17 protein-coding genes are annotated in these 21,658 nt (G+C 59.1%); 8 read left to right on the top strand and 9 right to left on the bottom strand.

Annotated features, from left to right (window positions below; genetic code table 11):
• From ACTJKV_RS09870 to yajC, 3 genes are all read right to left on the bottom strand, one after another.
• On the bottom strand, positions 1 to 393 hold the full coding sequence (locus tag ACTJKV_RS09870; protein WP_062425449.1) for an Mth938-like domain-containing protein: 393 nt from the start codon (positions 391 to 393) through the stop codon (positions 1 to 3).
• On the bottom strand, positions 393 to 2,954 hold the full coding sequence (secDF, locus tag ACTJKV_RS09865) for a protein translocase subunit SecDF (RefSeq protein ID WP_440598636.1): 2,562 nt from the start codon (positions 2,952 to 2,954) through the stop codon (positions 393 to 395). The genes ACTJKV_RS09870 and secDF overlap by 1 nt, the downstream gene beginning before the upstream one ends.
• A gap of 63 nt (positions 2,955 to 3,017) precedes the next feature.
• Positions 3,018 to 3,374 (bottom strand): preprotein translocase subunit YajC, encoded by a 357-nt coding sequence (gene yajC, locus ACTJKV_RS09860; RefSeq protein WP_113260685.1) that lies wholly within the window; start codon positions 3,372 to 3,374, stop codon positions 3,018 to 3,020.
• Between the two features lie 234 nt (positions 3,375 to 3,608).
• Between yajC and ACTJKV_RS09855 the strand changes: the two genes are divergently transcribed.
• Complete coding sequence (locus ACTJKV_RS09855; protein ID WP_274104164.1) at positions 3,609 to 4,484, top strand: ATP-binding protein; 876 nt, start codon at positions 3,609 to 3,611, stop codon at positions 4,482 to 4,484.
• Positions 4,485 to 4,636: 152 nt separating this feature from the next.
• Entirely contained in the window at positions 4,637 to 5,536 is a 900-nt protein-coding gene (locus ACTJKV_RS09850) for a PhnA-like protein (RefSeq protein WP_274104165.1), read from the top strand.
• 118 nt (positions 5,537 to 5,654) lie between these two features.
• Here the strand turns inward: ACTJKV_RS09850 and dksA are convergent, their stop codons facing one another.
• The gene (gene dksA / locus ACTJKV_RS09845; protein WP_062425454.1) at positions 5,655 to 6,074 is read right to left on the bottom strand and encodes an RNA polymerase-binding protein DksA; all 420 of its coding nucleotides are present in this window, start codon (positions 6,072 to 6,074) and stop codon (positions 5,655 to 5,657) included.
• Between the two features lie 268 nt (positions 6,075 to 6,342).
• On the opposite strand from dksA, the gene ACTJKV_RS09840 reads away from it, so the two are divergent.
• The 4 genes from ACTJKV_RS09840 (at position 6,343) to ACTJKV_RS09825 (ending at position 10,188) form a co-directional block, all read left to right on the top strand.
• Positions 6,343 to 6,852 carry a SixA phosphatase family protein gene (locus tag ACTJKV_RS09840; RefSeq protein WP_274104166.1) on the top strand — a complete coding sequence of 170 codons (510 nt, stop codon included), beginning with the start codon at positions 6,343 to 6,345 and terminating at the stop codon, positions 6,850 to 6,852.
• Positions 6,853 to 6,953: 101 nt separating this feature from the next.
• The gene (locus ACTJKV_RS09835) at positions 6,954 to 8,429 is read left to right on the top strand and encodes a YcjX family protein (protein ID WP_274104167.1); all 1,476 of its coding nucleotides are present in this window, start codon (positions 6,954 to 6,956) and stop codon (positions 8,427 to 8,429) included.
• Complete coding sequence (locus tag ACTJKV_RS09830) at positions 8,426 to 9,502, top strand: YcjF family protein (protein WP_274104168.1); 1,077 nt, start codon at positions 8,426 to 8,428, stop codon at positions 9,500 to 9,502. The genes ACTJKV_RS09835 and ACTJKV_RS09830 overlap by 4 nt, the downstream gene beginning before the upstream one ends.
• Before the next feature lie 128 nt (positions 9,503 to 9,630).
• The gene (locus tag ACTJKV_RS09825) at positions 9,631 to 10,188 is read left to right on the top strand and encodes a hypothetical protein (protein ID WP_274104169.1); all 558 of its coding nucleotides are present in this window, start codon (positions 9,631 to 9,633) and stop codon (positions 10,186 to 10,188) included.
• A gap of 127 nt (positions 10,189 to 10,315) precedes the next feature.
• On the opposite strand, the gene folK is transcribed toward ACTJKV_RS09825, so the two are convergent.
• From folK to folP, 3 genes are read right to left on the bottom strand one after another with little or no spacing between them, the layout of a single operon-like run.
• Positions 10,316 to 10,834 carry a 2-amino-4-hydroxy-6-hydroxymethyldihydropteridine diphosphokinase gene (gene folK, locus ACTJKV_RS09820; RefSeq protein WP_440598635.1) on the bottom strand — a complete coding sequence of 173 codons (519 nt, stop codon included), beginning with the start codon at positions 10,832 to 10,834 and terminating at the stop codon, positions 10,316 to 10,318.
• Complete coding sequence (gene folB / locus ACTJKV_RS09815; protein WP_062425460.1) at positions 10,827 to 11,192, bottom strand: dihydroneopterin aldolase; 366 nt, start codon at positions 11,190 to 11,192, stop codon at positions 10,827 to 10,829. The genes folK and folB overlap by 8 nt, the downstream gene beginning before the upstream one ends.
• Positions 11,189 to 12,052: a dihydropteroate synthase gene (gene folP, locus ACTJKV_RS09810; protein ID WP_440598634.1), complete on the bottom strand. Its 864-nt coding sequence runs from the start codon at positions 12,050 to 12,052 to the stop codon at positions 11,189 to 11,191. The genes folB and folP overlap by 4 nt, the downstream gene beginning before the upstream one ends.
• Positions 12,053 to 12,260: 208 nt before the next feature.
• On the opposite strand from folP, the gene ACTJKV_RS09805 reads away from it, so the two are divergent.
• Complete coding sequence (locus tag ACTJKV_RS09805; protein WP_062425461.1) at positions 12,261 to 12,890, top strand: DUF922 domain-containing Zn-dependent protease; 630 nt, start codon at positions 12,261 to 12,263, stop codon at positions 12,888 to 12,890.
• A 299-nt stretch (positions 12,891 to 13,189) separates the two neighbouring features.
• Here the strand turns inward: ACTJKV_RS09805 and ACTJKV_RS09800 are convergent, their stop codons facing one another.
• Together ACTJKV_RS09800 and ACTJKV_RS09795 are read right to left on the bottom strand one after the other, a co-directional pair.
• Positions 13,190 to 13,510 (bottom strand): 2Fe-2S iron-sulfur cluster-binding protein, encoded by a 321-nt coding sequence (locus tag ACTJKV_RS09800; RefSeq protein ID WP_274104171.1) that lies wholly within the window; start codon positions 13,508 to 13,510, stop codon positions 13,190 to 13,192.
• A gap of 160 nt (positions 13,511 to 13,670) precedes the next feature.
• Complete coding sequence (locus ACTJKV_RS09795) at positions 13,671 to 14,039, bottom strand: Hpt domain-containing protein (protein WP_112952677.1); 369 nt, start codon at positions 14,037 to 14,039, stop codon at positions 13,671 to 13,673.
• Positions 14,040 to 14,519: 480 nt separating this feature from the next.
• Between ACTJKV_RS09795 and ACTJKV_RS09790 the strand changes: the two genes are divergently transcribed.
• Positions 14,520 to 21,632, top strand: a complete 7,113-nt coding sequence (locus tag ACTJKV_RS09790) for a hypothetical protein (RefSeq protein ID WP_440598633.1) — start codon at positions 14,520 to 14,522, stop codon at positions 21,630 to 21,632.
• Positions 21,633 to 21,658: the final 26 nt, after the last annotated feature.

The raw sequence follows: 21,658 nt of genomic DNA, 5'->3' as shown, positions 1-21,658 counted from the left end.
TCAGCCTTCGACCGCAATCAGGGCGGCGGCCACTGCCCGCGATTCGGAAAGCATGATGTTGTATGTTCTGACCGCAGCACCCGTGCTCATCGGATCGACAGAGATGCCAGCCTCTTTCAAGGCGGCCTTCAACTCTCTCGGGACGACGCGCATGGAGTCACCCATGCCGATCAATAGAAACTCGATGTCGGCCGCTTGTTCCAAAACCTTGGTGAAGTTATCGACCGAAAGCTGCGAGGGATCGGTCACGTCCCATCCGTGAATGCCGGAAGGCAGGCAAAGAAGCGAGCCGCGATGCGACATCTCGGCAAAGCGAAAGCCGCCATTTCCATAAGCATCAATGGGCGCCCGGCCAGGAAAATGGGCCGGGCGTATTTCGATTCCGCCAGCCATCAGACTGCCGGTTTGCCGCTGATCGAATTCGCCTTCTGGTCATCCTTGTCATCGGCATCCGTGCTGGTCGGACGCAGATTGAAGGCGATCAGAACAGGAGCCGCGATGTAGATCGACGAGAACACACCGATACCGACACCGAAGAGCATGGCGAAGGTGAAGGAGCGTATGACCTCTCCACCGAAGAGGTAGAGCGATAGCAGCGCAAGCATGACGGTCAGGCCGGTCAAGATCGTGCGCGACAGCGTCTGGTTCAGAGAGACGTCGATGATCATGGACAGCGGCATCTTCTTGTAGCGCCGCAGGTTCTCTCGAATTCGGTCGTAAATGACCACCGTATCGTTCAGCGAGTAACCGATAATGGTCAATATCGCCGCGATACTGGTGAGGTTGAACTCGATCCCCAGGAAGACGAAGAGGCCTATGGTGAAGACCACGTCGTGGACCATGGAGATGATCGCACCGAGCGCAAACTGCCACTCGAAGCGGAACCAGATGTAGATCATGATCGCGATCATGGCGAGCGCGATGCCGATGGTCGAGGTGACGGTGAGATCGCCCGAGACGGCCGGTCCCACAACTTCCACGCGGCGGAAGTCATACTTATCCTGCAACTCGCCACGGATCATCGTGATTGCGGACTGCTCGGCATTCTCGCCGCCTTCCTGCGCCTGGATGCGGATCAGAACGTCGTCGGGAGAACCGAAGCTTTGAGCCTGAATTTCTCCAAGGTTCAACTGGCTCAGGCGCTCACGAATATCTGCGATATCGGCAGGACCGCTTTTCGACTGCACCTCGATGATCGAGCCGCCCTGGAAGTCGATGCCAAGGTTCAGACCCTTGGTCATGAAGCCGCCAAGGCAGGTCAGCATGATGACGCCGGTAATACCGAAGACGATGCGACGGTACTTCATGAAAGGAATATCCTTGCCGTCAAACATGCCGGTGCGGATGCCTTTCGGCAGATGCTTGGGACGGCTGCGACGAACCCAGACACCAAACAGCCAAGCCGTCAGCGTGTAGGCGGTAAAGACAGTCGTCACGATACCGACGGCGAGCGTGACCGCAAAGCCCTTCACCGGTCCGGTACCCATATAGAAGAGCACGCAGGCCACGATAAAGGTGGTCAGGTTGGCGTCGATGATGGTGGCGAAGGCGCGGGTAAAGCCGTTCTCAAGCGACGATATCAACGGTTTGCCAGCTTTGACTTCCTCGCGAATTCGCTCGTAGATCAGAACGTTCGAGTCCACTGCCATACCGATCGTCAAGACGATACCGGCAATCCCCGGCAAGGTCAGTGTCGATCCGATAACGCTTAGGAGCGCCAGGAGCATCACGATATTGATGACAAGCGCGATATTTGCCAGCAGGCCGAAGAAGCCATAGAAGATAAACATGAAAAGGACGACGCCGATGGCGCCGATGGCACTCGCGGTCAGGCCGGCATTGATGGAGTCACTACCAAGGCTTGGACCGACGGTCCGCTCTTCCACCACCGTCAACGTCGCAGGCAGGGCGCCGGCTCGCAGGAGAACCGCGAGGTCATTTGCACCCTGAACGGTGAAGTTACCGGAAATCTGGCCCGAACCGCCGATGATTGGCTCGCGGATCACGGGTGCAGAAATAACGTTATTATCGAGGACGATGGCGAAAGGCTTACCGACATTCTGCTGGGTGGCCTGGGCGAAACGCTGCGCACCGCGGCTGTCGAAGCGGAATGTCACAACAGGCTCATTGGTCTGCTGGTTGAAGCTTGCCTGCGCATCGACAAGATTGTCGCCCGAGACCAGCGCACGGCGCTCGACAAGGTAAGGAACCGGCGGGTCGTCCTGCGAATAGAGGATTTCATCTGTCGCAGGTGGGCGTCCGTTCAACGCTTCCTGAACCGGCATGGATGTATCCACCATGCGGAAGGAAAGCTTGGCTGTCTGGTTCAACAGAGACTTCAAGCGCTGCGGATCTTGGAGGCCCGGAACCTGAACGATGATACGGTCATTGCCCTGGCGCACGATCAGCGGTTCCGTCGTGCCGAGTTCGTCGACGCGGCGGCGGACGACTTCGATCGACTGGGCAACGGCAGAAGACAGGCGATAATCGATGCCTGCATCGGTGAGGTTCAGGCGCAAGAGATTGTCGCCACCGTCGCTCATCGTCACTTCCTGCACCGAGCCACCGGTCAGCGTACCGACCGAGACTGGCAGTGTCAGATCTTTCAACGCATTCTTGGCCGCCTCATACTGAGCCGGATCGGTGATGCGAACCTGAATCTGCTGGCCGTTACCGGCCAGACCGGAATAGCGGATATTGGCGTCGCGCAACTGGGCGCGGACGTCGCCGACGATGGTTTCGAGACGTTCCTTGACGATGTCGGAACGCTCGACTTTGAGCATGATGTAGGAACCGCCCTGAAGGTCGAGACCAAGCGTCACCTTGTTGTGCTTGTACCAGTTTGGCATTCCCTCCAGTTGCTTGTCCGTGAACAGGTTGGGGGAAGCGATGACGGCGCTTATCAGCACGATCAACCAGATGAAGACTGTTTTCCAGCGGGAAAAATGAAGCATTTCGGTCTCGGTCAGGGTTGGGTTAGAAAACCCAGGCCGCGTCGATGCGCAGCCTGCTTATTGTTACTTCGCGTTAGCAGGAGCTTCGGTCTTGACCGGCTCACCCTTGACACGAACCTCGGCGATATAGGTACGCGATGCGCGGACCTTGACGCCTTCGGCAATTTCGACTTCAAGTTCGTTATCGTCGATAACCTTGGTCACCTTGCCGACAATGCCGCCGCCCAGCACGACCTGATCGCCACGACGAATGTTGGTGAGCGTCTCCTGACGCTTCTTCATTTGCGCGCGCTGCGGACGGATCAGGAAAAAGTACCACACGACCATGAGCGGGGCGAAAAGGAAAAGCATTTCCAGGCCGGATCCGAAAGCCGATGGTGTGCCCGCTGCATCCTGAGCAAAGGCTTGGCTAATGAACATAAAAAACTCCTCAGATTTCAGGCACAGTCTTAAGCCACTGGCCAGCTTTCAAGCCGCCGGAATATAGTTGCGATCCCCTAGAATGCAACAGAAAGACTTCGACCCCCGTACCGTTTCCACGGCTCATACTCTTTCGGGGCATGAAACACCATGCTAGGCCGCGCAAATTCCACGTCTGTTCCGGCATTTGACCGGGTTCAATGGGCCGGGGAAAGTCGACAAGGAGCATCGATCATGACGTCAGAAGAAACCAGCGCACTCCTGCTTCTCGAACTTCGCCGTCTTGCCGACGCCGTGGAGCGGCTCTCAGGCCCCGCACCTGCGTCAAATGACTGGAATAGCGCCGATTGTTTCGTCTGGACGCCTGCCAATGCCTGGCTGCAGCCCGTGCCGCGTCCTAACCGAATTGCGCTGACGCTGATCCGCGGTGTGGACCACGTCCGGGATATCCTGCACGAGAACACGCTGCGCTTCGCAGAAGGCTTTGCTGCCAACAATGTGCTGCTTTGGGGCGCGCGCGGCATGGGCAAATCATCGCTGGTGAAGGCGGTTCACGAAGACGTGCGCACCGCAAGCGGCACGTCGTTAAAGCTCGTCGAGGTGCACCGCGAAGACATTCATACCTTGCCCGTCCTCCTCGACATTCTGCAAGCCGCTCCGCACAGAATCATCCTCTTCTGCGACGATCTTTCTTTTGACCATGACGATACGGCCTATAAGTCTCTGAAGGCGGCACTGGACGGCGGTATTGAGGGCCGCCCTGAGAACGTACTGTTCTACGCGACCTCCAACCGCCGTCATCTCCTGCCGAGACACATGATGGAAAATGAGCAGTCGACTGCCATCAATCCATCTGAAGCGGTCGAGGAAAAAGTCTCGCTGTCCGATCGCTTCGGCCTATGGCTTGGGTTCCATAAATGCAGCCAGGATGATTACCTGGCGATGATCGATGGCTATGCGGACCATTTCGACCTCGGTCTCGCTCGCGATGTCCTGCACCGCGAAGCGCTGGAATGGGCGACGACACGTGGCGGCAGATCCGGTCGCGTGGCCTGGCAATATATTCAGGATGCAGCCGGGCGTCTGCGCAAGCCTCTGGACCAGCGATAGACAGATAAGTGATTGATCACAACCACAGCGATAGGCATTAAATCCGAGACGCTTCGGTATCTGCGAGAACTTAGTGCACAATGGAACCAACGGATGGGAAGGCCGTTGCTCCGCATGCGCAACCATCGCGCGATACATTAGGAGAGTCTTAAATGGCCGATCAGGTCCGCTATGCAACATCGACGGTGGCCGCGCGCAGCGCAGTCTTGCCGGAAGCCGTGACACGTATTTCCTGGGGTGGCGTTTTTGCCGGTGTCGCCGTGGCACTGACGCTTCAGTTGGTTCTCAACATTCTCGGCGCCGCCATAGGTGCTGGCGTGATCGACCCTGCTCGTAACGATACGCCATCGGCGATGTCGCTTTCGACCGGCTCCGTCATCTGGATCATCGCCAGCGGCATCATCTCGTCCTTCGTCGGTGGCTATGTCGCTAGCCGCCTGTCTGGCCGCGCCGTCCGCTCCACTGGCGCCCTTCATGGCCTGACCACCTGGGCTGTAACCACGCTGATCGTCTTCTATATGCTGACCACCTCGGTTGGCGCGCTGATCGGCGGTGCATTCACCGGCGTCACGAGCGTCTTCTCCGGCGCAGGCTCGACAATCGCAACCGCTGCGACGACTGCGGCCCCCGCGCTTGCCAACACCTCCGATCCCTTGGCGGGTATCGAGCAGCGCATTCGCGATGCGAGCGGCGGAAACGATCCGCAGGCGCTGCGCGATACAGCCGTCAGCGCCGTCCGCGCCGTGCTGACCGGCGACCAGGCTCAGGCTGAAGATGCACGCAACCGTGCTGCCGACGCCCTTGCCCGCGCACAGAATATCCCGGTCGATCAGGCCCGCCAGCAGGTGACGGACTACGAAAATCAGTACCGTCAGGCTGTAGAGCAGGCCAAGGTTCGTGCGACCGAAGCTGCTCAGGCAACTGCGACCGCCGTGTCGACAGCCTCTTACGTTGCCTTTGGCGCGCTTCTGGTCAGTGCGGTTGCCGCTCTCTTCGGTGGCAGCGTCGGCACAAGCCGCGCTTACCGCGAGGGCGACGTCGTCGTCGAATAATATCGATCGAAAGATCGTCTGGAATGCCCGCGCAAGTCGCGGGCATTTTTATGAGGACATGAAAAAGGCCGCCTCATTTCTGAGGCGGCCTTCTGATCATCGTATCTGATAGGACTGACTACTCGTCACGGTACACTTTTTCGCGACGCTCGTGACGCTCCTGCGCCTCGATCGACAGAGTTGCGATCGGGCGAGCATCCAGACGCTTGATACCGATCGGCTCGCCTGTTTCCTCGCAGTAGCCGTAGGTTCCGTCCTCGATGCGCTGAAGGGCGGCGTCAATCTTGGAAATCAGCTTGCGCTGACGATCGCGGGCTCGAAGTTCGATGGCTCTGTCGGTTTCGGATGAAGCGCGGTCCGCCAGATCAGGGTGATTGGCACTTTCCTCTGCGAGATGACCGAGTGTCTCGCGCGCTTCTCGCAAAATGTCGTTTTTCCAACCGATCAGCTTGGCCCTAAAATAGGCGCGCTGGTTGGCATTCATGAACTCATCGTTTTCCGAGAGCACATAGTTACTAAGATCGATCTTCTCACTCAACGCGATTCTCCTCGAAGAACATCTCATATGGCGGGGGTATACTCCAATGCCGTGTAGCCATTCAAGTCTGGAGATTCGTTTTTAGGCATTTTTAAATCTGTCATAAAAATCATCTAAACGACTATTTTTTATACATTATTGCGACGTCACGGATTATTTCTTCAATCACTTTATCTAGACTTGCTTCGCGATCGACGCCTCTTGCGAGTTTGCCCCCTCCTCCTGTAAACATCGTTCTCCCTCTTTGATTGCATTAGGATGCTCCGGAATGGCGCCGTCTCAACAGCAAACTTTCCGGCTTTATCTGTTGCGTCACGCCCAGGCAGGATGGGCGGAACCCGGCGAACGCGATTTCGATAGAAGGCTGACCGAGGAGGGCAAGGCCGAGGCCGCTCTCATCGGCAAATCCGCCGCGGAAAAAAACTATCGCCCGGAGCTCGTGATCAGCTCCGCCGCCACCCGATGTCGCGAAACCACGCGGATTTTCCTGCATTCATTCGGGGGAGCCATTGAAGCGTCCTATCTGGAGGAAATGTATAACGCGCAGGCTGAAACCTATCTCAATCTCGCGCTGGCACAGGACAAGGTTTCCTCCCTCATGCTTGTGGGACATAATCCGACCATGGAGGCCGTTGCTGAAGCTTTGCTCGGCCGCGACATCCTCGAAGCGTCGCTGCCGCACGGGTTTCCCACGGCCGGGCTCGCGGTGCTGGACTGCGCGTCTAGGGACAAAGCCAAGCGCGACTCCTGGCGCCTCATCGACTTTCTGACGCCATAGCCAAGATCGAAGGCCAAGCAAAACTTTCTTCAGCGCTTCTTTTTTGAGCATGCGATAACCCTATATATTTTCGGGAAACCGATTATTTTTAGGAAGAGTCATTGCCACCATCCCTGACATCCTTCACCGACAGTGCATTGATCGCCCTCGACAACCTTGCCGACCGGGCAAGTGCGCTTGCCAATCCAACATTGCGGCTTGGTGTGACGGGACTTTCGCGCGCGGGCAAGACGGTCTTCATCTCGTCGCTCGTCCATAATCTCCTGAATGGTGGACGCCTGCCACTCTTCGAGGCGACCCGGTCCGGCCGGGTGTCGAATGTGCGCCTGGAGCCGCAACCCGATGACGCCATTCCGCGCTTCCAATACGAAGATCACATCCAGGCACTGGTGCGAGACCGCGTCTGGCCGGACTCCACGCGCGCGATTTCGGAGCTGCGCATCACGTTGGATTACCAGAGCGCGAGCGGCTGGGGACGGTGGTTCTCCCCTGGCAGGCTGTCCATCGATATCGTCGATTATCCAGGGGAATGGCTGCTCGATCTGCCACTGCTGGCACAGGATTACAAGACCTTCAGCGACAACACGGTCTCGCTGGCGCAGACAGGTGTGCGCGCCGAACTTGCCCGCGATTGGCTGGAGATTGCGTCCTCTCTCGATATCGATGCACCTGCCGACGAGATGACCGCCAAGCGCCTGGCAGAAAGCTTCGCGGCCTATCTCAAGGCCTGCAAATCCGATGAGCGTTCGCTTTCGACATTGCCGCCCGGTCGCTTCCTGATGCCGGGTGATCTCGAAGGCTCGCCTGCCCTCACCTTTTCACCTCTTCCCGGTATCGGCACCGAGAAGGCTGCCAAGGGATCGCTCCGGGCCATGATGGAGCGGCGCTTCGAGGCCTATAAGTCGATCGTGGTGAAGCCGTTCTTCCGCGAACATTTCGCCCGTCTCGACAGGCAGATCGTCCTCATCGATGCGCTGCAGGCGGTCAATCGAGGACCAGAAGCGGTGCAGGATCTGGAGCGCGCGCTTGGCGATGTGCTTGCCTGTTTCCGCCCTGGCAAGAACAGCCTGCTCTCGTCACTCGTCGGACGGCGAATCGACAAGGTGCTGGTGGCCGCGACCAAGGCGGATCATCTGCACCACGAAAGTCATGATCGGCTGGAAAATCTTACAGCGCGTCTGGTCGATCGCGCCGTGACGGCGATCGGCATGAGTGGGGCGGGTATCGAAGTCATGGCGCTTGCCTCGGTGCGCGCGACGAAGGAAGCAAGCGTGCGTCAGGACGGCGTGTCATTGCCGGTCATCGTCGGGACGCCGATTGCCGGCGAGACGATCAATGGTGAGGTCTTCGATGGCAATCGCAGCACGGCAATCTTCCCCGGCGATCTGCCGGAAGACCCCGAGCCGCTGTTTCGCCAGATCGACGCGCAGGGCGCTTCGGCAGACCTGCCGGACGTCAACGTCATCCGCTTTCGTCCGCCGAAGCTCGAAGAGACGGCTGGCGGCATCAAGCTCTCGGTTCCGCATATCCGGCTCGACCGCGCGATGCAGTTCCTGTTTGGAGACAAGCTCGCATGAAAGACGATACTAACGGCTCTTCCCGCAGACCTGCTGCTTTCACGCTGGAGACGGAAGCGAGACAAGACGCGCCGACGGCTTTGCTACGGCGTCAGCCACGCAGCTTCGATAGCGATGTGTCCATGGTACCGGATGAAGAGGATCCATTCCTGGCACCGGAAGAAATCGATGCAGCACCGCTTCCCGTGGCTGAACCGCGTCGTCACCGCTTCTCCTTCGGCAAGCTTGCTCTCGGCGCAGTTGGCGTTCTTCTGTCACTTGCCTTCGGGCTGTGGGCGGACCAGCTGATCCGCGACCTGTTTTCGCGCTCTGACTGGTTGGGGTACACGGCAAGCATCGCTCTCATCGTTGCCGTCTTCGCCGTCCTCTTGCTCGTCGGGCGAGAAGTCTTCGGAATCATGCGGTTGAATGCGGTGCAGTCACTGAAAGCCGATGCGCACGACGCTGCCAGCCAAAAGAAGGCGTCTGCCGCGCGCTCGGTTATCACAAAACTGACGGCTGTCCTTTCTCACCGGGCGGAGACAGCAAAAGGTCGTTCCGCCCTGAAGGACACCGAAAACGATGTGATCGACGGCCCGCATCTGATGGAGCTTGCCGAAAGGGAGCTTTTGACCCCGCTTGACCGGCAGGCGCGTGCGCTGATTCTCAACTCGTCCAAGCGCGTCTCCGTCGTGACTGCCGTCAGCCCGCGGGCGATCGTCGATCTGGCCTATGTTCTGTTTGAAGTGACCCGGCTTGTTCGCGCCATGGCAGAACTTTATGGCGGACGTCCCGGCACACTCGGCATGATCCGGCTGCTGCGTGATGTGATTGCCCATTTGGCGGTGACAGGCTCGATTGCGGTGGGTGATGGGCTTGCTCAGCAGGTGCTTGGACATGGTCTCGCCTCACGCCTTTCGGCCCGTCTCGGCGAGGGTGTCATCAATGGACTGATGACCGCACGGATCGGTATTGCCGCAATGGACCTCTGCCGCCCGCTTCCTTTCCGGGCTCTCAAACGGCCTGGCATCAGCGACTTCATGTCCGATCTCACACCGGATCTGAAAGGTGGTTTAAAGACGGAAAAGCCCTGATTTCAGGGCTCTTCAGGACCAAATGGTTACAATTCGTTATCCTTATTTCGGCGAAATATACCAAGCGTTAACCATTCGCGACATAGATTGCTCCCACACAAAGCGACCTACTCGCCAGGGAAAGTATCATGTTTTCGCGCTTCTTTTCGCTTCTGGGCGGGCTTGCCGCCGTTATGTCCGTGAGCAGCGGGCTCGCAGTTTCCGACGTTCAAGCCGCATCGCGTGACGATGTCTTTTTCGGATCGGTCGCCGGCACGTGGTCCGGCCCGGGCGAGATCGTCGCGGGCAAGTACAAGGGCACCAAGTTCAATTGCGATCTCACCGGCGAACCGCTGGGTGAAAAAGAGACCGGCATCAAGCTTGGGGGCACCTGCCGCGTTGGCGTCTTCAAGCAGCCCATGTCCGCCATCATTGCCAAGAACGGCAGCGGCTATGAGGGCAAGTTCCTTGACGGCTCCGAAGGCAAGGGACTGGACGTCACCTCCGGACAGGTCAGCGGCGACAAGGTGGTGCTCGGCATCAACCGCGCGAAACTCAACGGCGCCATGGTTGCCCGTGTGATGGAAGACAACAAGTCGATGAACATCACGATCTCGGTGAAGGTCGCAGACCAGATGATTCCCGTGATCGGCCTGACATTGGCACGCAATGTCGACTCGATGGCGGTCGGTTCGATCAAGCCGTAAAGCGCCTCAATCCAATTCTGATTGCTACAGCATCGGCCCGAAAATCGGAATCGATTTTCGGAAAGCACGATGCGTAGATCAAAGAAGATAGAGCGTCCTTTGTGCGTCCAATAGGACGCACGGCGCTCTAAGCGGGAGTGGCCCACCATTCCCGCTTTTCGTTTGCGCGCACGATGCCCGTCTTATCAGCATCTGCCAGCCACTCGATCACCCGCCTGCCCTTCACCACCAGATCCGGCGCAATATCGGCAAGCGGCATCAAGACGAAGGCTCGCTCCGTCATTCTGGGATGGGGAATTTCGACACGCTCCGTCAGGACCTGCGCGTCGCCATAGATCAGCACATCGATATCGATGGTGCGCGGTCCCCAGCGCTCAAGGCGAACGCGTTTCATCCCGCGTTCAATATCAAGGCAGAGATCGAGCAAGGCCTCGGCAGGCAGCGCCGTTTCGATCAAAGCGCAGCAGTTGAAGAAATCGGCCTGATCGGTCTTGCCCCAGGGCGGTGTGCGGTAGAGCTCAGACACAGACACAAGGCGGCAATCGCTACGGTCGCTTAAAGCAGCCAGCGCTTTGGCCATGGCTGCCCTCGGATCACCGATATTGCCCCCGAGACCGAGCGTTGCGGAGGTCCACATCTCAGGCATGCTGCTCGACGCAGACCTGAGCGTAATCGAGAATGCCCGGAACAGGCGCCGAGGGCTTGCGCACGGTGATCTTGACCCGCACGATTTGCGGGTAACGCTGCCGAAGCGCCGTTGCGATATCGTTGGCCAAAGCTTCGATCAGATAGCGCCGTTGGCCGACGACGATCTTTTCGATGACGGCGAAGGCCACACCGTAATCCACGGTGTTGCCGATCTCGTCCGTCTCGAGCGCATCTCCGGCCTCGACATCCATTTCGGCGTCGACGAAGAAGCGCTGGCCCAGAACCTCTTCCTGCTCCAGCAGGCCATGGCGAGCGAAGAACGAACAGTTTTTCAATAGGATCGTGTAACGGCTCAAGCGCGTGTCTCCTGTCGCTTCTTCTGGTCGAGGACAGCATCGGCGACAGCCAAGGCATCCCTTGTCATGGACACGTTATGAACGCGGAAAATGACCGCGCCTGCAAGACGTAAGATCGTGGTTGTTGCCGCCGTTCCCACATCGCGCTCATCCGCTGCTTCCCGCCCGGTCAGCGCGCCGATGAAGCGCTTGCGGGACGTGCCAGCCAGCATAGGCAGGCGGAAGGCTGCAAGCTCATCGAAACGCGACATTAGTGCGACATTTTCATCCACATCCTTGGCAAAGCCGAAGCCGGGATCAAGCACGATACGATCGCGCGCAATGCCGGCAGCGTCGGCGATCGCGAGAGAGTGGTCCAAAAAAACGAATTGGTCGGCGACGACGTCGTCCAGCTTCTGACGCTCTCGGCCGGTGTGCATGATGCAGACTCCTGCCCCGGAGCCCGCCACGACCTTGGCCATGTCAGTATCTCTCTGCAGGCCGAAGACGTCGTTGACGATGTGAGCCCCCGCCTCGATTGCCACGCGCGCCGTCGATGCCCGGTAGGTATCGACGGAGATCAGCGCATCCGTTTCCCGAGACAGCTTTTCGATCACTGGAAGAACGCGATCCTGTTCTTCCGCGTCTGTCACATTTGCAGCCCCTGGACGGGTCGATTCACCGCCGATATCAACGATGTGCGCGCCGTCTTTTACGCAGGCCAAGGCGTGCTGGACGGCTTGGTCCACGGTCGCAAAGCGTCCCCCATCGGAGAAAGAATCCGGCGTGGCGTTGACGATCGCCATGATAAGGCCATGTCCATCAAGTTTCAGGAAGCGGCCATGGGCCGCTTGCCACAGATTACTGCTGGCTGTTATCAAGTAACATATGCCTTTCCGAATTCGTGGAGTGCCTTGCCATCTATACCGATCCCGCTCCGTTTTCCGCATCGGTCGTTGTCAGACCGGTATCGACTTTCTCCAGGCGCGGTACGTTTTACGAAGGATTGAAGGGTCGTGTTAACACTTCTTCGGCCACCTTGGGCTCTATGCCGCAATCCTCCGGCAAGTTCAACATGAAGGCCGGAAAATGAAGCAGCTTTCACCTGTCTGCCGCGCGCTCCTCGCGGGTGCCCTGTTGCTCTCATGTCTGAACCGTCCGGCTCTCGCCGAGGCCATCAGCACCAAGACCTATTCCTATTTCACCATTGGCGGGAAGACGGCTGAAGATCTGGATCGCGAGCTTTCGCAGCGCGGCCCGGTCACCAAGTCTACGGGCTTCCGCCATCCGGGTGCGACAGAAATCAAGTTCGGTGGTGAACTCACCTATGTGGAGAAGAATGGACGATGCGGCGTGGGCACTGTGAAGGTCACGCTGCACACGAAGATTCTTCTGCCGCGCTGGTCGAACCGGCGTCGCACCAATGCCGATCTGGCACTGATCTGGGATACGCTTGCCGCCGACATCAAGCGCCATGAGGAACGGCATGCCGAGATTGCCCGCGGCTACGCGCGCGATCTTGATCAGAAGCTGCGCGCGCTTCGTCCGCAAGCCGATTGCGAGACCATGCAGAAAATGGTCGCGGAAGTCAGCCAGGAGGTCATGGATGCGCATGACAAGGATCAGGTGCGTTTCGACAAGATCGAGTCCAAGAACTTCGACGCCAGAATGACGCGGCTTCTCAAGAACCGCATTCAACAACGTGCAGGCTCACGTTGATGACGGCATGAAGCACATGGCGCTTGCGTCAACCATGTCACCGACCAAAAGGTTTTGCCGGATAATCACCGTTGATTTCTTGTCATGGCCGCCTGAGGCAGACTCACGTATTGGTGAAAGCACCAGATAACAGACATATTCGAAGACTTGAAATTCACGATCGCACGGGCTCTCCCGGTGCGTATGAAGCCGCAGGTGTCTTCCTCTCCGCCTGCAGGTGACGCGCCCAACTGGAGCGGCAGGTGGAGTGACTATGGCCACCGCCGCTCAATCTTTTCAAAGACTTCCAGTAGTTTTGATCAGCCCTGGCGCTCAGGGACGTGAACGACCAGACCGTTGAGGTCGTCGGTCATCTTGATCTGACAGGAAAGACGCGAGGTCGGACGGACGTCGAAAGCGAAATCGAGCATGTCCTCCTCCATCGGTTCGGGCGGCCCTACCCGCTCCGTCCATTGATCAGCCACATAGACATGACAGGTGGCACAGGCACAGGCGCCGCCACATTCAGCATCAATGCCGGGAACGGAATTGCGAACAGCGTTCTCCATCACGGTGGAGCCGTTGCTGACGTCAAGTTCATGGGACGTGCCGTCGAAAGCAACGATAGTCAGTTTGGTCATTTCAAAAGATCCAGGCAGAGTGTTTCAGAATTCTTCTAAACACATAGAAAGGCCGGCTGCGATTGGCAACCCGTCAATGTGGTTGCGAACCGAACCGGCCCTAGTCAGGTGTCGTGTTCCGGGCGCAGATTTGCCCGGACGCCATCCGCTTCGCTCAAGATTATCGGCAGAGCTTCAGAATGAAGTTTTCGGCTTCCAGAACGGAGGCTGCAAGCTTTGCAAGCGCCGCACCGTCATGCTGGCCATTTTCGAGGGCTTCGGCGGCAGCGGAGACTTTGAAGGCGCCAACGGCATCGGCAGAGCCCTTAAGGCGACCGGCAATCGCGCGCGCCGAGGGCTTATCGGCAAACGCAAGCTCCTGCAAAATGGACCGCGCATGCCGCGAGAAGAGCTGAAGAACAGCGATTTCAAGGTCCTTGTCACCCTTCGTCTGAGCGGCAAGGAGAGCGAAATCGATCGGTTTCTTTCCAGTAGCGGTGTTGCCGCCATGATTGTCCGGCGCTTCGAACGCGATACTCAGCGCAGCCATTTCCGTTATCCTTCATTATCTATGGGTAGAAGTTGCTTGAATGTGTTTCACATCAAAGCAGGCTATTGTCGCTTTCCGCTAAAAATGCGGCGCCTATAACGGGAAAATCTTTCGCTATGGTTAATTTATGTTAAACTTCTCATAATTCAGGGTTTCCAGGCCTTTTACGGGTTTAAAAACTGTTAACAAGCAGGCACTTGGACTGCCTTCCCCGCCCGTGTTAATTGTTTAAAAGCTGCAAATGTGTCACTACCGTTATTCGGTGCCGCATCACCTCTTCCCCGGTTTTGCGGATTCGGCAAGCTGATGTATTTTTTGCCTTAAAGCTGGGTGACCACTTTCAGGTGTTAGTGAGGAACAGGCCACCGGGCGACCATGATGGTTCAGGGTGTCTTGCAGGCATGATGGCGGATATTCGTTTGCAGGCGGCGGGCGAATGAACGGCATGAGCCGGGCGTATATGTAACGAGGCGTAACCGCATGGCGAACAACAAGTTTAGCGACTCGATCGACGAGACTGCGTATCAGGCACTTGAAGATGCTTTGCAGCTCGGCGCATACGAAAACCAGCCGGAGCCTCGTAGAAGGTCCACTCCCAAGCCCGCGGAGGCAAGAGTGCCAGAACAGAATAGACCGCGTAAGAACGACCAGCAGGCACAGTCTTCGGCTCAAGCAGCGGCAGCGCGTGCGGCGAGCGAGCAGCAGTCGCGAGCCGGAGGGCTTGAGGCTGCAAATGACGGCACCAAGCGTAGCCCGGCCATGATCCTGCGATCGCTGGAGGCCGGCTCCATGACGGGCGCTATCCGCAATGCTTCGATCGTATCGGTTTTCTGGGCGATTGCCGGCGTCGGTCTTGCACATGCCATCTATGGCGGCCAGATCTGGAATGTAGGCTCGATTGCACAGCTTTTCGCGATTCCTGGCCTGATGGCGATCATGGTCGGCATTGTCGTTCCGATCATGCTGTTCTTCGCCTTCGCCATCATGATGGCGCGCGCCAAGGATCTGCGCAACGCCGCACGCTCCATGGCAGAAGTCGCGCTGCGTCTCGCAGAGCCGGAAACGATCGCATCCGAGCGGATCATGTCGGTTGGCCAGGCGGTTCGCCGCGAAGTGTCCGCCATGAATGACGGCATCGAGCGCACCATTGCCCGCGCGACCGAGCTTGAGACGCTGGTTCATTCGGAAGTCAATGCGCTCGAGCGTAGCTATGCCGACAACGAACTGCGCGTCCGCGGCCTTGTTCACGAACTGACCGCAGAGCGCGACGCCATTATCAGCCATGCGGAACGTATCCGGTCCTCGATCTTCGGCGCTCAGGAGCAGCTAAAGGAAGAGCTGTCACTGGTTGGTGAAGAGCTTTCCATGCGTCTTGCCACCAGTGGTGAGGCGTTCGCGTCGATGATCGACACGCGCTCCGCAGCGCTTCTTGAGAAATCCCGCGTTTCGACGGAAGCCATGGGCACGCTGATTGCAGCGAAGACCGAGAATCTGCTGAATGCTCTGAACAGCTCTGGAGCGGCGCTCAACAACGAATTCGATCTGCGCCTCCACGATCTCTCCAATACGTTCGACGAGCGTGGAAATGCTCTGATCGAGAAATTCGCAACGCATGCGACCGCACTTTCGAGCGGCACGGAAATGCTCAACCAGTCCATGGACGAGCATACCCGCCTGCTCAACGACACGCTGACCAAGCGCACGCAGGAACTGTCGCAGAATATCAGCCGCGGCCAGCAGGTCATCGATGGGTCTCTCGACACGGTGCTCGGCAAGCTCTCCGCGACGCTGGAAGAGAAGGGCATGTCCTTCCGCCAGAGCCTGCAGAGCACGGCAGACGATGCGATCATGGATCTCGATCTGCGTTCGGGCCTCTTCGAAGAGAAGCTTCAGACGACCGTCGGCCTGGTGAACACGGCGTTCGACGCCCATGTTGCAGAGTTTGCCAGCGCCTTCGATCAGCGCGCCGGCACGCTCGACAGCAAGCTGATGGAGAGCCTGGCACGCATCAACGAGACGGTTGCAGGCGGCACGGATTCGCTCAGCGGCATTCTCAGTTCCAATATCGATCGCCTGAACAGCACCCTCACCGACCAGTCCCTGGCTCTCGCGACATCGCTGGGCGCTGGCCAGGAAATGCTGGAAAGCTCGCTCGAAACGCGCACCCGCGAACTGACGGACGCCTTGAGCGCCCGCACCAACGAGATTTCCAGCGCGATCGTCGGCACGCATGAAAAGATCGATGCGGTTCTTGCCGAGCGTAGCGCCCAGCTTTTCGGCGCGCTCACCGAAAGCCAGAATCGTTTCGACAGCGCGCTTGCCAGCCGCTCGGAAGCCATCACCGCATCGGTTGCCGGTACCGCCGAACACCTTGCCGCACTGCTGGATGAGCGAGCCGCCGCCATCAACAACGTCGTCGCCGATGTCGAGCGTCGCCTGGCCGAAACGCTGGATAGCCGCGCTGCTGCCATTACCGGTGCCGTCTCCGGCGTTGAAGACCGCATTGCCGACACGTTGGACAGCCGCACCGCAGCGCTCAGCCACGTCGTTGCCGGCGTTGAAGAACGGATCGCCGATACGCTCGATAGCCGCACCATGGCCCTCGACATGGCGTTCTCAACCGCTGAAGAGCGCATTGCCGAGACACTCGATACGCGGACCTCTGCTCTGACGACCATGGTCAACGATGTCGACAGCCGTCTGGCGGAGACGCTGGACAGCCGCACGTCCGCACTCGGCACCGTCGTTGCCGGTGTGGAAGAGCGCATCACCGATGCACTCGATAGCCGCACCATGGCGCTCGACATGGCATTCTCCACCGCTGAAGAGCGAATTGCCGAAACGCTGGATACCCGCACGTCCAATCTCACCAACCTCGTCAGCGGCGTCGAAGGCCGTTTGGCCGACACATTGGACAGCCGCACGTCTGCCTTGGGCAATGTCGTTGCGGGCGTGGAAGAACGCATTGCCGATGCTCTCGACAGCCGCACCATGGCGCTCGACATGGCATTCTCCAGCGCTGAAGAGCGCATTGCTGAAACGCTCGATACCCGCACGTCCAACCTGACCAACCTCGTCAGCGGTGCCGAAGGCCGTTTGGCCGATACGCTGGATAGCCGTACCTCTGCCTTGGGCAATGTCGTGGCGGGCGTTGAAGATCGTATCGCCGATGCTCTCGACAGCCGCACCATGGCGCTCGACATGGCATTCTCTACAGCCGAAGAGCGGATTGCGGAAACGCTCGATACCCGCGCGTCGAACCTCACCAATATCGTCAGCGATGTCGAAGGCCGTTTGGCCGACACGCTGGATAGCCGTACCTTGGCGCTCAACAGCGTTGTTGCAGGTGTGGAAGAGCGCATCGCCGATACACTCGACAGCCGCACTATGGCCATCGACATGGCATTCTCGTCCGCTGAAGAACGGATTGCAGAAACGCTCGACAGCCGCGCAGCCTCATTGACCTCGGCCGTTTCCGGTATCGAGACCCGTATTGCCGATACGTTGGAAAGCCGCACTCAAGCACTGAACGATGCCGTCAATGGCGTCGAAGGCCGCATCGCCGACACATTGGATAGCCGGACGATGGCGATCAATATCGCCTTCTCCAGCGCTGAAGAGCGTCTGGCCGAAACTCTGGATGGCCGCACCAACGCCCTCACCTCGGTTGTGTCCGGCGTGGAAGAGCGTATCACAGATACGCTCGATAGCCGCACCATGGCCATCGACATGGCCTTTTCTTCTGCCGAAGAGCGTCTGGCCGAAACCCTGGATGGCCGCACCAGCGCCCTCACCTCCGTCGTGTCCGGCGTGGAAGAACGTCTGGCCGAAACGCTCGACAGCCGCACCATGGCTATCGACATGGCCTTCTCCTCTGCCGAAGAGCGTCTGGCCGAAACCCTGGATGGCCGCACCAGCGCCCTCACCTCCCTCGTGTCCGGCGTGGAAGAACGTCTGGCCGAAACGCTCGACAGCCGCACCATGGCTATCGACATGGCCTTCTCCTCTGCCGAAGAGCGTCTGGCCGAAACCCTGGATGGCCGCACCAGCGCCCTCACCTCCGTGGTGTCCGGCGTAGAGGAACGTCTCACCGATACGCTTGATAGCCGTACCATGGCTATCGACATGGCCTTTTCTTCTGCCGAAGAACGTCTGGCCGAAACCCTGGATGGCCGCACCAGCGCCCTCACCTCCGTGGTGTCCGGCGTGGAAGAGCGTCTGGCCGATACGCTCGACAGCCGCACCATGGCCATCGACATGGCCTTCTCGTCGGCCGAAGAGCGTCTTGCCGGAACTTTGGATGGCCGGACGGGTGCCCTCACCTCGGTGGTGTCCGGCGTGGAAGAACGTCTTGCAGACACACTCGACAGCCGCACCATCGCCATCGACATGGCGATCTCGTCGGCCGAAGAGCGCCTTGCTTCTGCTCTCGATGGCCGCGCTGCGAGCCTTGCCCGTACGGTCTCGGATGCCGAAGAACGACTCACATCGACGACATCCGCCATGGAAGAAGCACTATCGGTCGGACATCTGCGTCTCGACACCATGCTTGGCACGCAGGCCTACACCATCAGCCGGACCGTCGAGCGCAACAGCGAGTTGATCGAGCAGACGGTTGCTTCCGCAGCGACGCGTATCGAAACCGCAGTCGAATCTGGTGCCGGTAGCTTCGCCAACACGATGGAAACCGGCGTTCAGCGACTGGAAAACAATCTCCAGACATCGCACGATGCCATCCGCACCACGTTGGATCAGCATCATTCCGCTCTTTCGGAAACACTAGGCTCTGCCAAGGAGCAGCTTGGCGATCTTCTGTCTGACCAGACCATGTCGCTTGCAACCACCGTTGCCTCAAGCACCAGCATGCTGGAGATGTCTTTCGAAACGCAGCAGGAAGTTCTGCAGCGGACGATAGACACGGCGTCGGAATCGCTCACCTCGCGCATCGAAAACTCCGTTAACACGGTCTCCAACCGTCTCGGTGAAACCGGCACGCGGTTGGAAAACAATATCGAAGCTCTGCATGGCAAGCTCCAGTCCGATCTGACCAACGTCAATGCAACGCTTGACGACGCCACGCAGAAGCTCGAAGGCGTGTTCGTTACCGGTACGGCTCGGATCGACGAGCGTCTCGGCACGATGGATCGCGCGCTTAATGTCGGGCTTGAAAACGTCAACCGCACAATTGAAGGCAAGGCTTCCGGCCTTGCTCGCACGCTTCGCGATGCGGTGGCTGACGCCGCCCAGAGCATCGACCACGAGGCGGTGCGCTCGACCGAGTTCATCAGCAAGACGGGCCTTGAGTTTGCAGACCAGATCAAGTCCCGCAACGACGAGTTCACCCGCACCATCGAACAGCGCTCCGATGAGATCGTTGGCCGGATTTCCGATGCGCAGAGCAGGCTTTCTGGTCAGGCCGCTGCGGTTGCACAGACCTTCTCCGATGCTGGCAACGCCATCGTCAACAAGGTTGCCGAAGCAGAAGCTGTCGTCCGCACCCAGGTCGGCGCCATCTCCGAGACGCTGACCAATGTCGAAAGCGCGCTCGATGCCCGTGGTGAATCTATCCGCCATACGCTCGACAGCCGCACCCGCGAACTCAACTCCATGCTGGCAAGCCGTTCTGCCGAACTGTCTCGCCTCATCGAGGAGAAGGCAAAGCCGATCGTCAACGAATATGCTGTCGTCGGCCAGGATGCGGCTGAGAAGATCGTTACTGCTGCTCAGCAGAGCGCAAACCTTCTGTCGGAAACCAATAGCGGCATGGTCGGCATGGTCGAGCAGGCCATCGACGATTACGCTCGCGCCAGCAGCGATGCTGCCAACAAGCTGGTTTCGGCGACGCGTCAGAGCACCGACATGCTGTCGCACAGCCATTCGAGCATGACGGATGTGGTCAACGGCGCTACCGACAGCCTGAATGTGGCCGTGGCACGTGCGACGCAGGAATTCAAGCAAGCCGACGTGGCTCTCAGCAGCGCCACCACAAGCTTCTCGGAATCCGCATCGCGCGCATCCGACCTTATCACCACCTCCAGCCGCCTGCTTGAGAGCAAGGTCGATCGTCTGGCCAATGTGTCCGGTACCACGCTGTCTCAGGTCGCCGGCATCGTGGCACGCTTCGACGAGCACACTTCGGTTCTGTCGCAGGCAGGCGAGCTTCTGACCTCGGCACAGGCCAACCTCGTCGGCACGCTGGAGGAACGTCAGGAAGCGCTTCGTTCGCTTTCCGTGGGTCTGTTGCAGCGCTCCGAGGAAATCGAAAACTCCATGCGGGGCGTCATGTCCGTCGTGGAGCAGACCTTGGGCGAAGCCGAGCAGCGCTCCACCAAAGTGGCGGGCAACCTGCGCGAAAACCTCAACTCCTCCTTCGACGATATTGGTCGCTCGCTGGACGAGACCGAACAGCGGGCGCGCAGCGCGGCGCAGAACATGCGCGGCGCGCTTCTGGCAGCCAGCCAAGAAGCGGCACGTGCGATCGAAGGCACCATGTCCGAGACGCAGAAGTATTCGGACGAGCTTGCCGGCCGTCTGCGCAACGGTGTCGCCTCGTCGCTGTCCGACGTCGACAAGCTGATCAATACCGCCACCGACAAGTCGAATGCGGCGGCCACCGTCATGCGCGAAACCTTGCGTGAAGCGGTGCAGGAAGCGGTCAATCGCTTCTCCGGCGCGACGGAAGAGATCCGCCGCTCCAGCCAGGATATCCGCCAGGAGCTCGATGCCACCCGCGCCGAATTGAAACGCGGTGCATTCGACCTGCCGGAAGAAGCCAAGGAAAGTGCCGCCGCCATGCGTCGCGCCGTTTCCGAGCAGATCAAGGCGCTGCAGGATATTTCGCAGCTGGTGGGTCGCTCCACGCAGCAGTTTGAAATCTCCGAGCCTGCAGCGCGGGCGATTGCGGCTACCAAGCCCGCCGCCCCGCAGCCTCAACAGGCGCGCGCAGAGCCACGCCCGCAACAGCAGCCGCTGCCTACACCGGCAGCAACAGCAGCTCCCGTGCAGCAGCAGCCAGCCGCACCGGTCATCCGCAACGTCGCTCCCGTCGAGCAACGTCCAGCGCCTTCGCAGCCTGGTCTTTCGGCACCGCTTCAGCGCCGTGAAGAAGGCGGTGGATGGATTAGCGATCTGTTGCGCGGCGCCTCTCGCGACGCTCAGGACGGCGCAGCACCGATGGCGCCTGCCCCATCTGCAGCCCGGCCTGCAGCGGAACAGCAGACGCGTGCCGCCGACAGCCGCAACCCGCGCCATGTCGTCGAGTCACTGAATTCGCTTTCCGTGGATATCGCACGGGCCATCGATCACGATGCGTCTGTCGAGTTGTGGGGTCGATATCAGCGCGGCGAGCGCGACGTCTTCACGCGTCGCCTCTACACACTGAAGGGCCAGCAGACCTTCGATGAGATCAAGCGCAAATATGAGCGTGAGTCGGAGTTCCGTACCGCGGTCGATCGATACATCTCCGACTTCGAAAAGCTTCTGGCGGATGTTGCCCGCACGGATCGTGACCGTACGGTGACACAGTCCTACCTGACGTCCGATACCGGCAAAGTCTACACCATGCTGGCCCACGCAGCCGGGCGCTTCAGCTAAGCAAGTGCTTCGATAAGCTTTTGGAA

This window comes from Agrobacterium sp. 22117, assembly GCF_052045735.1.
Lineage (GTDB): Bacteria > Pseudomonadota > Alphaproteobacteria > Rhizobiales > Rhizobiaceae > Agrobacterium > Agrobacterium cavarae.
The sequence above is the reverse complement of the archived record's forward strand: the minus strand, read 5'-3'. Positions and strand labels throughout refer to the sequence as shown.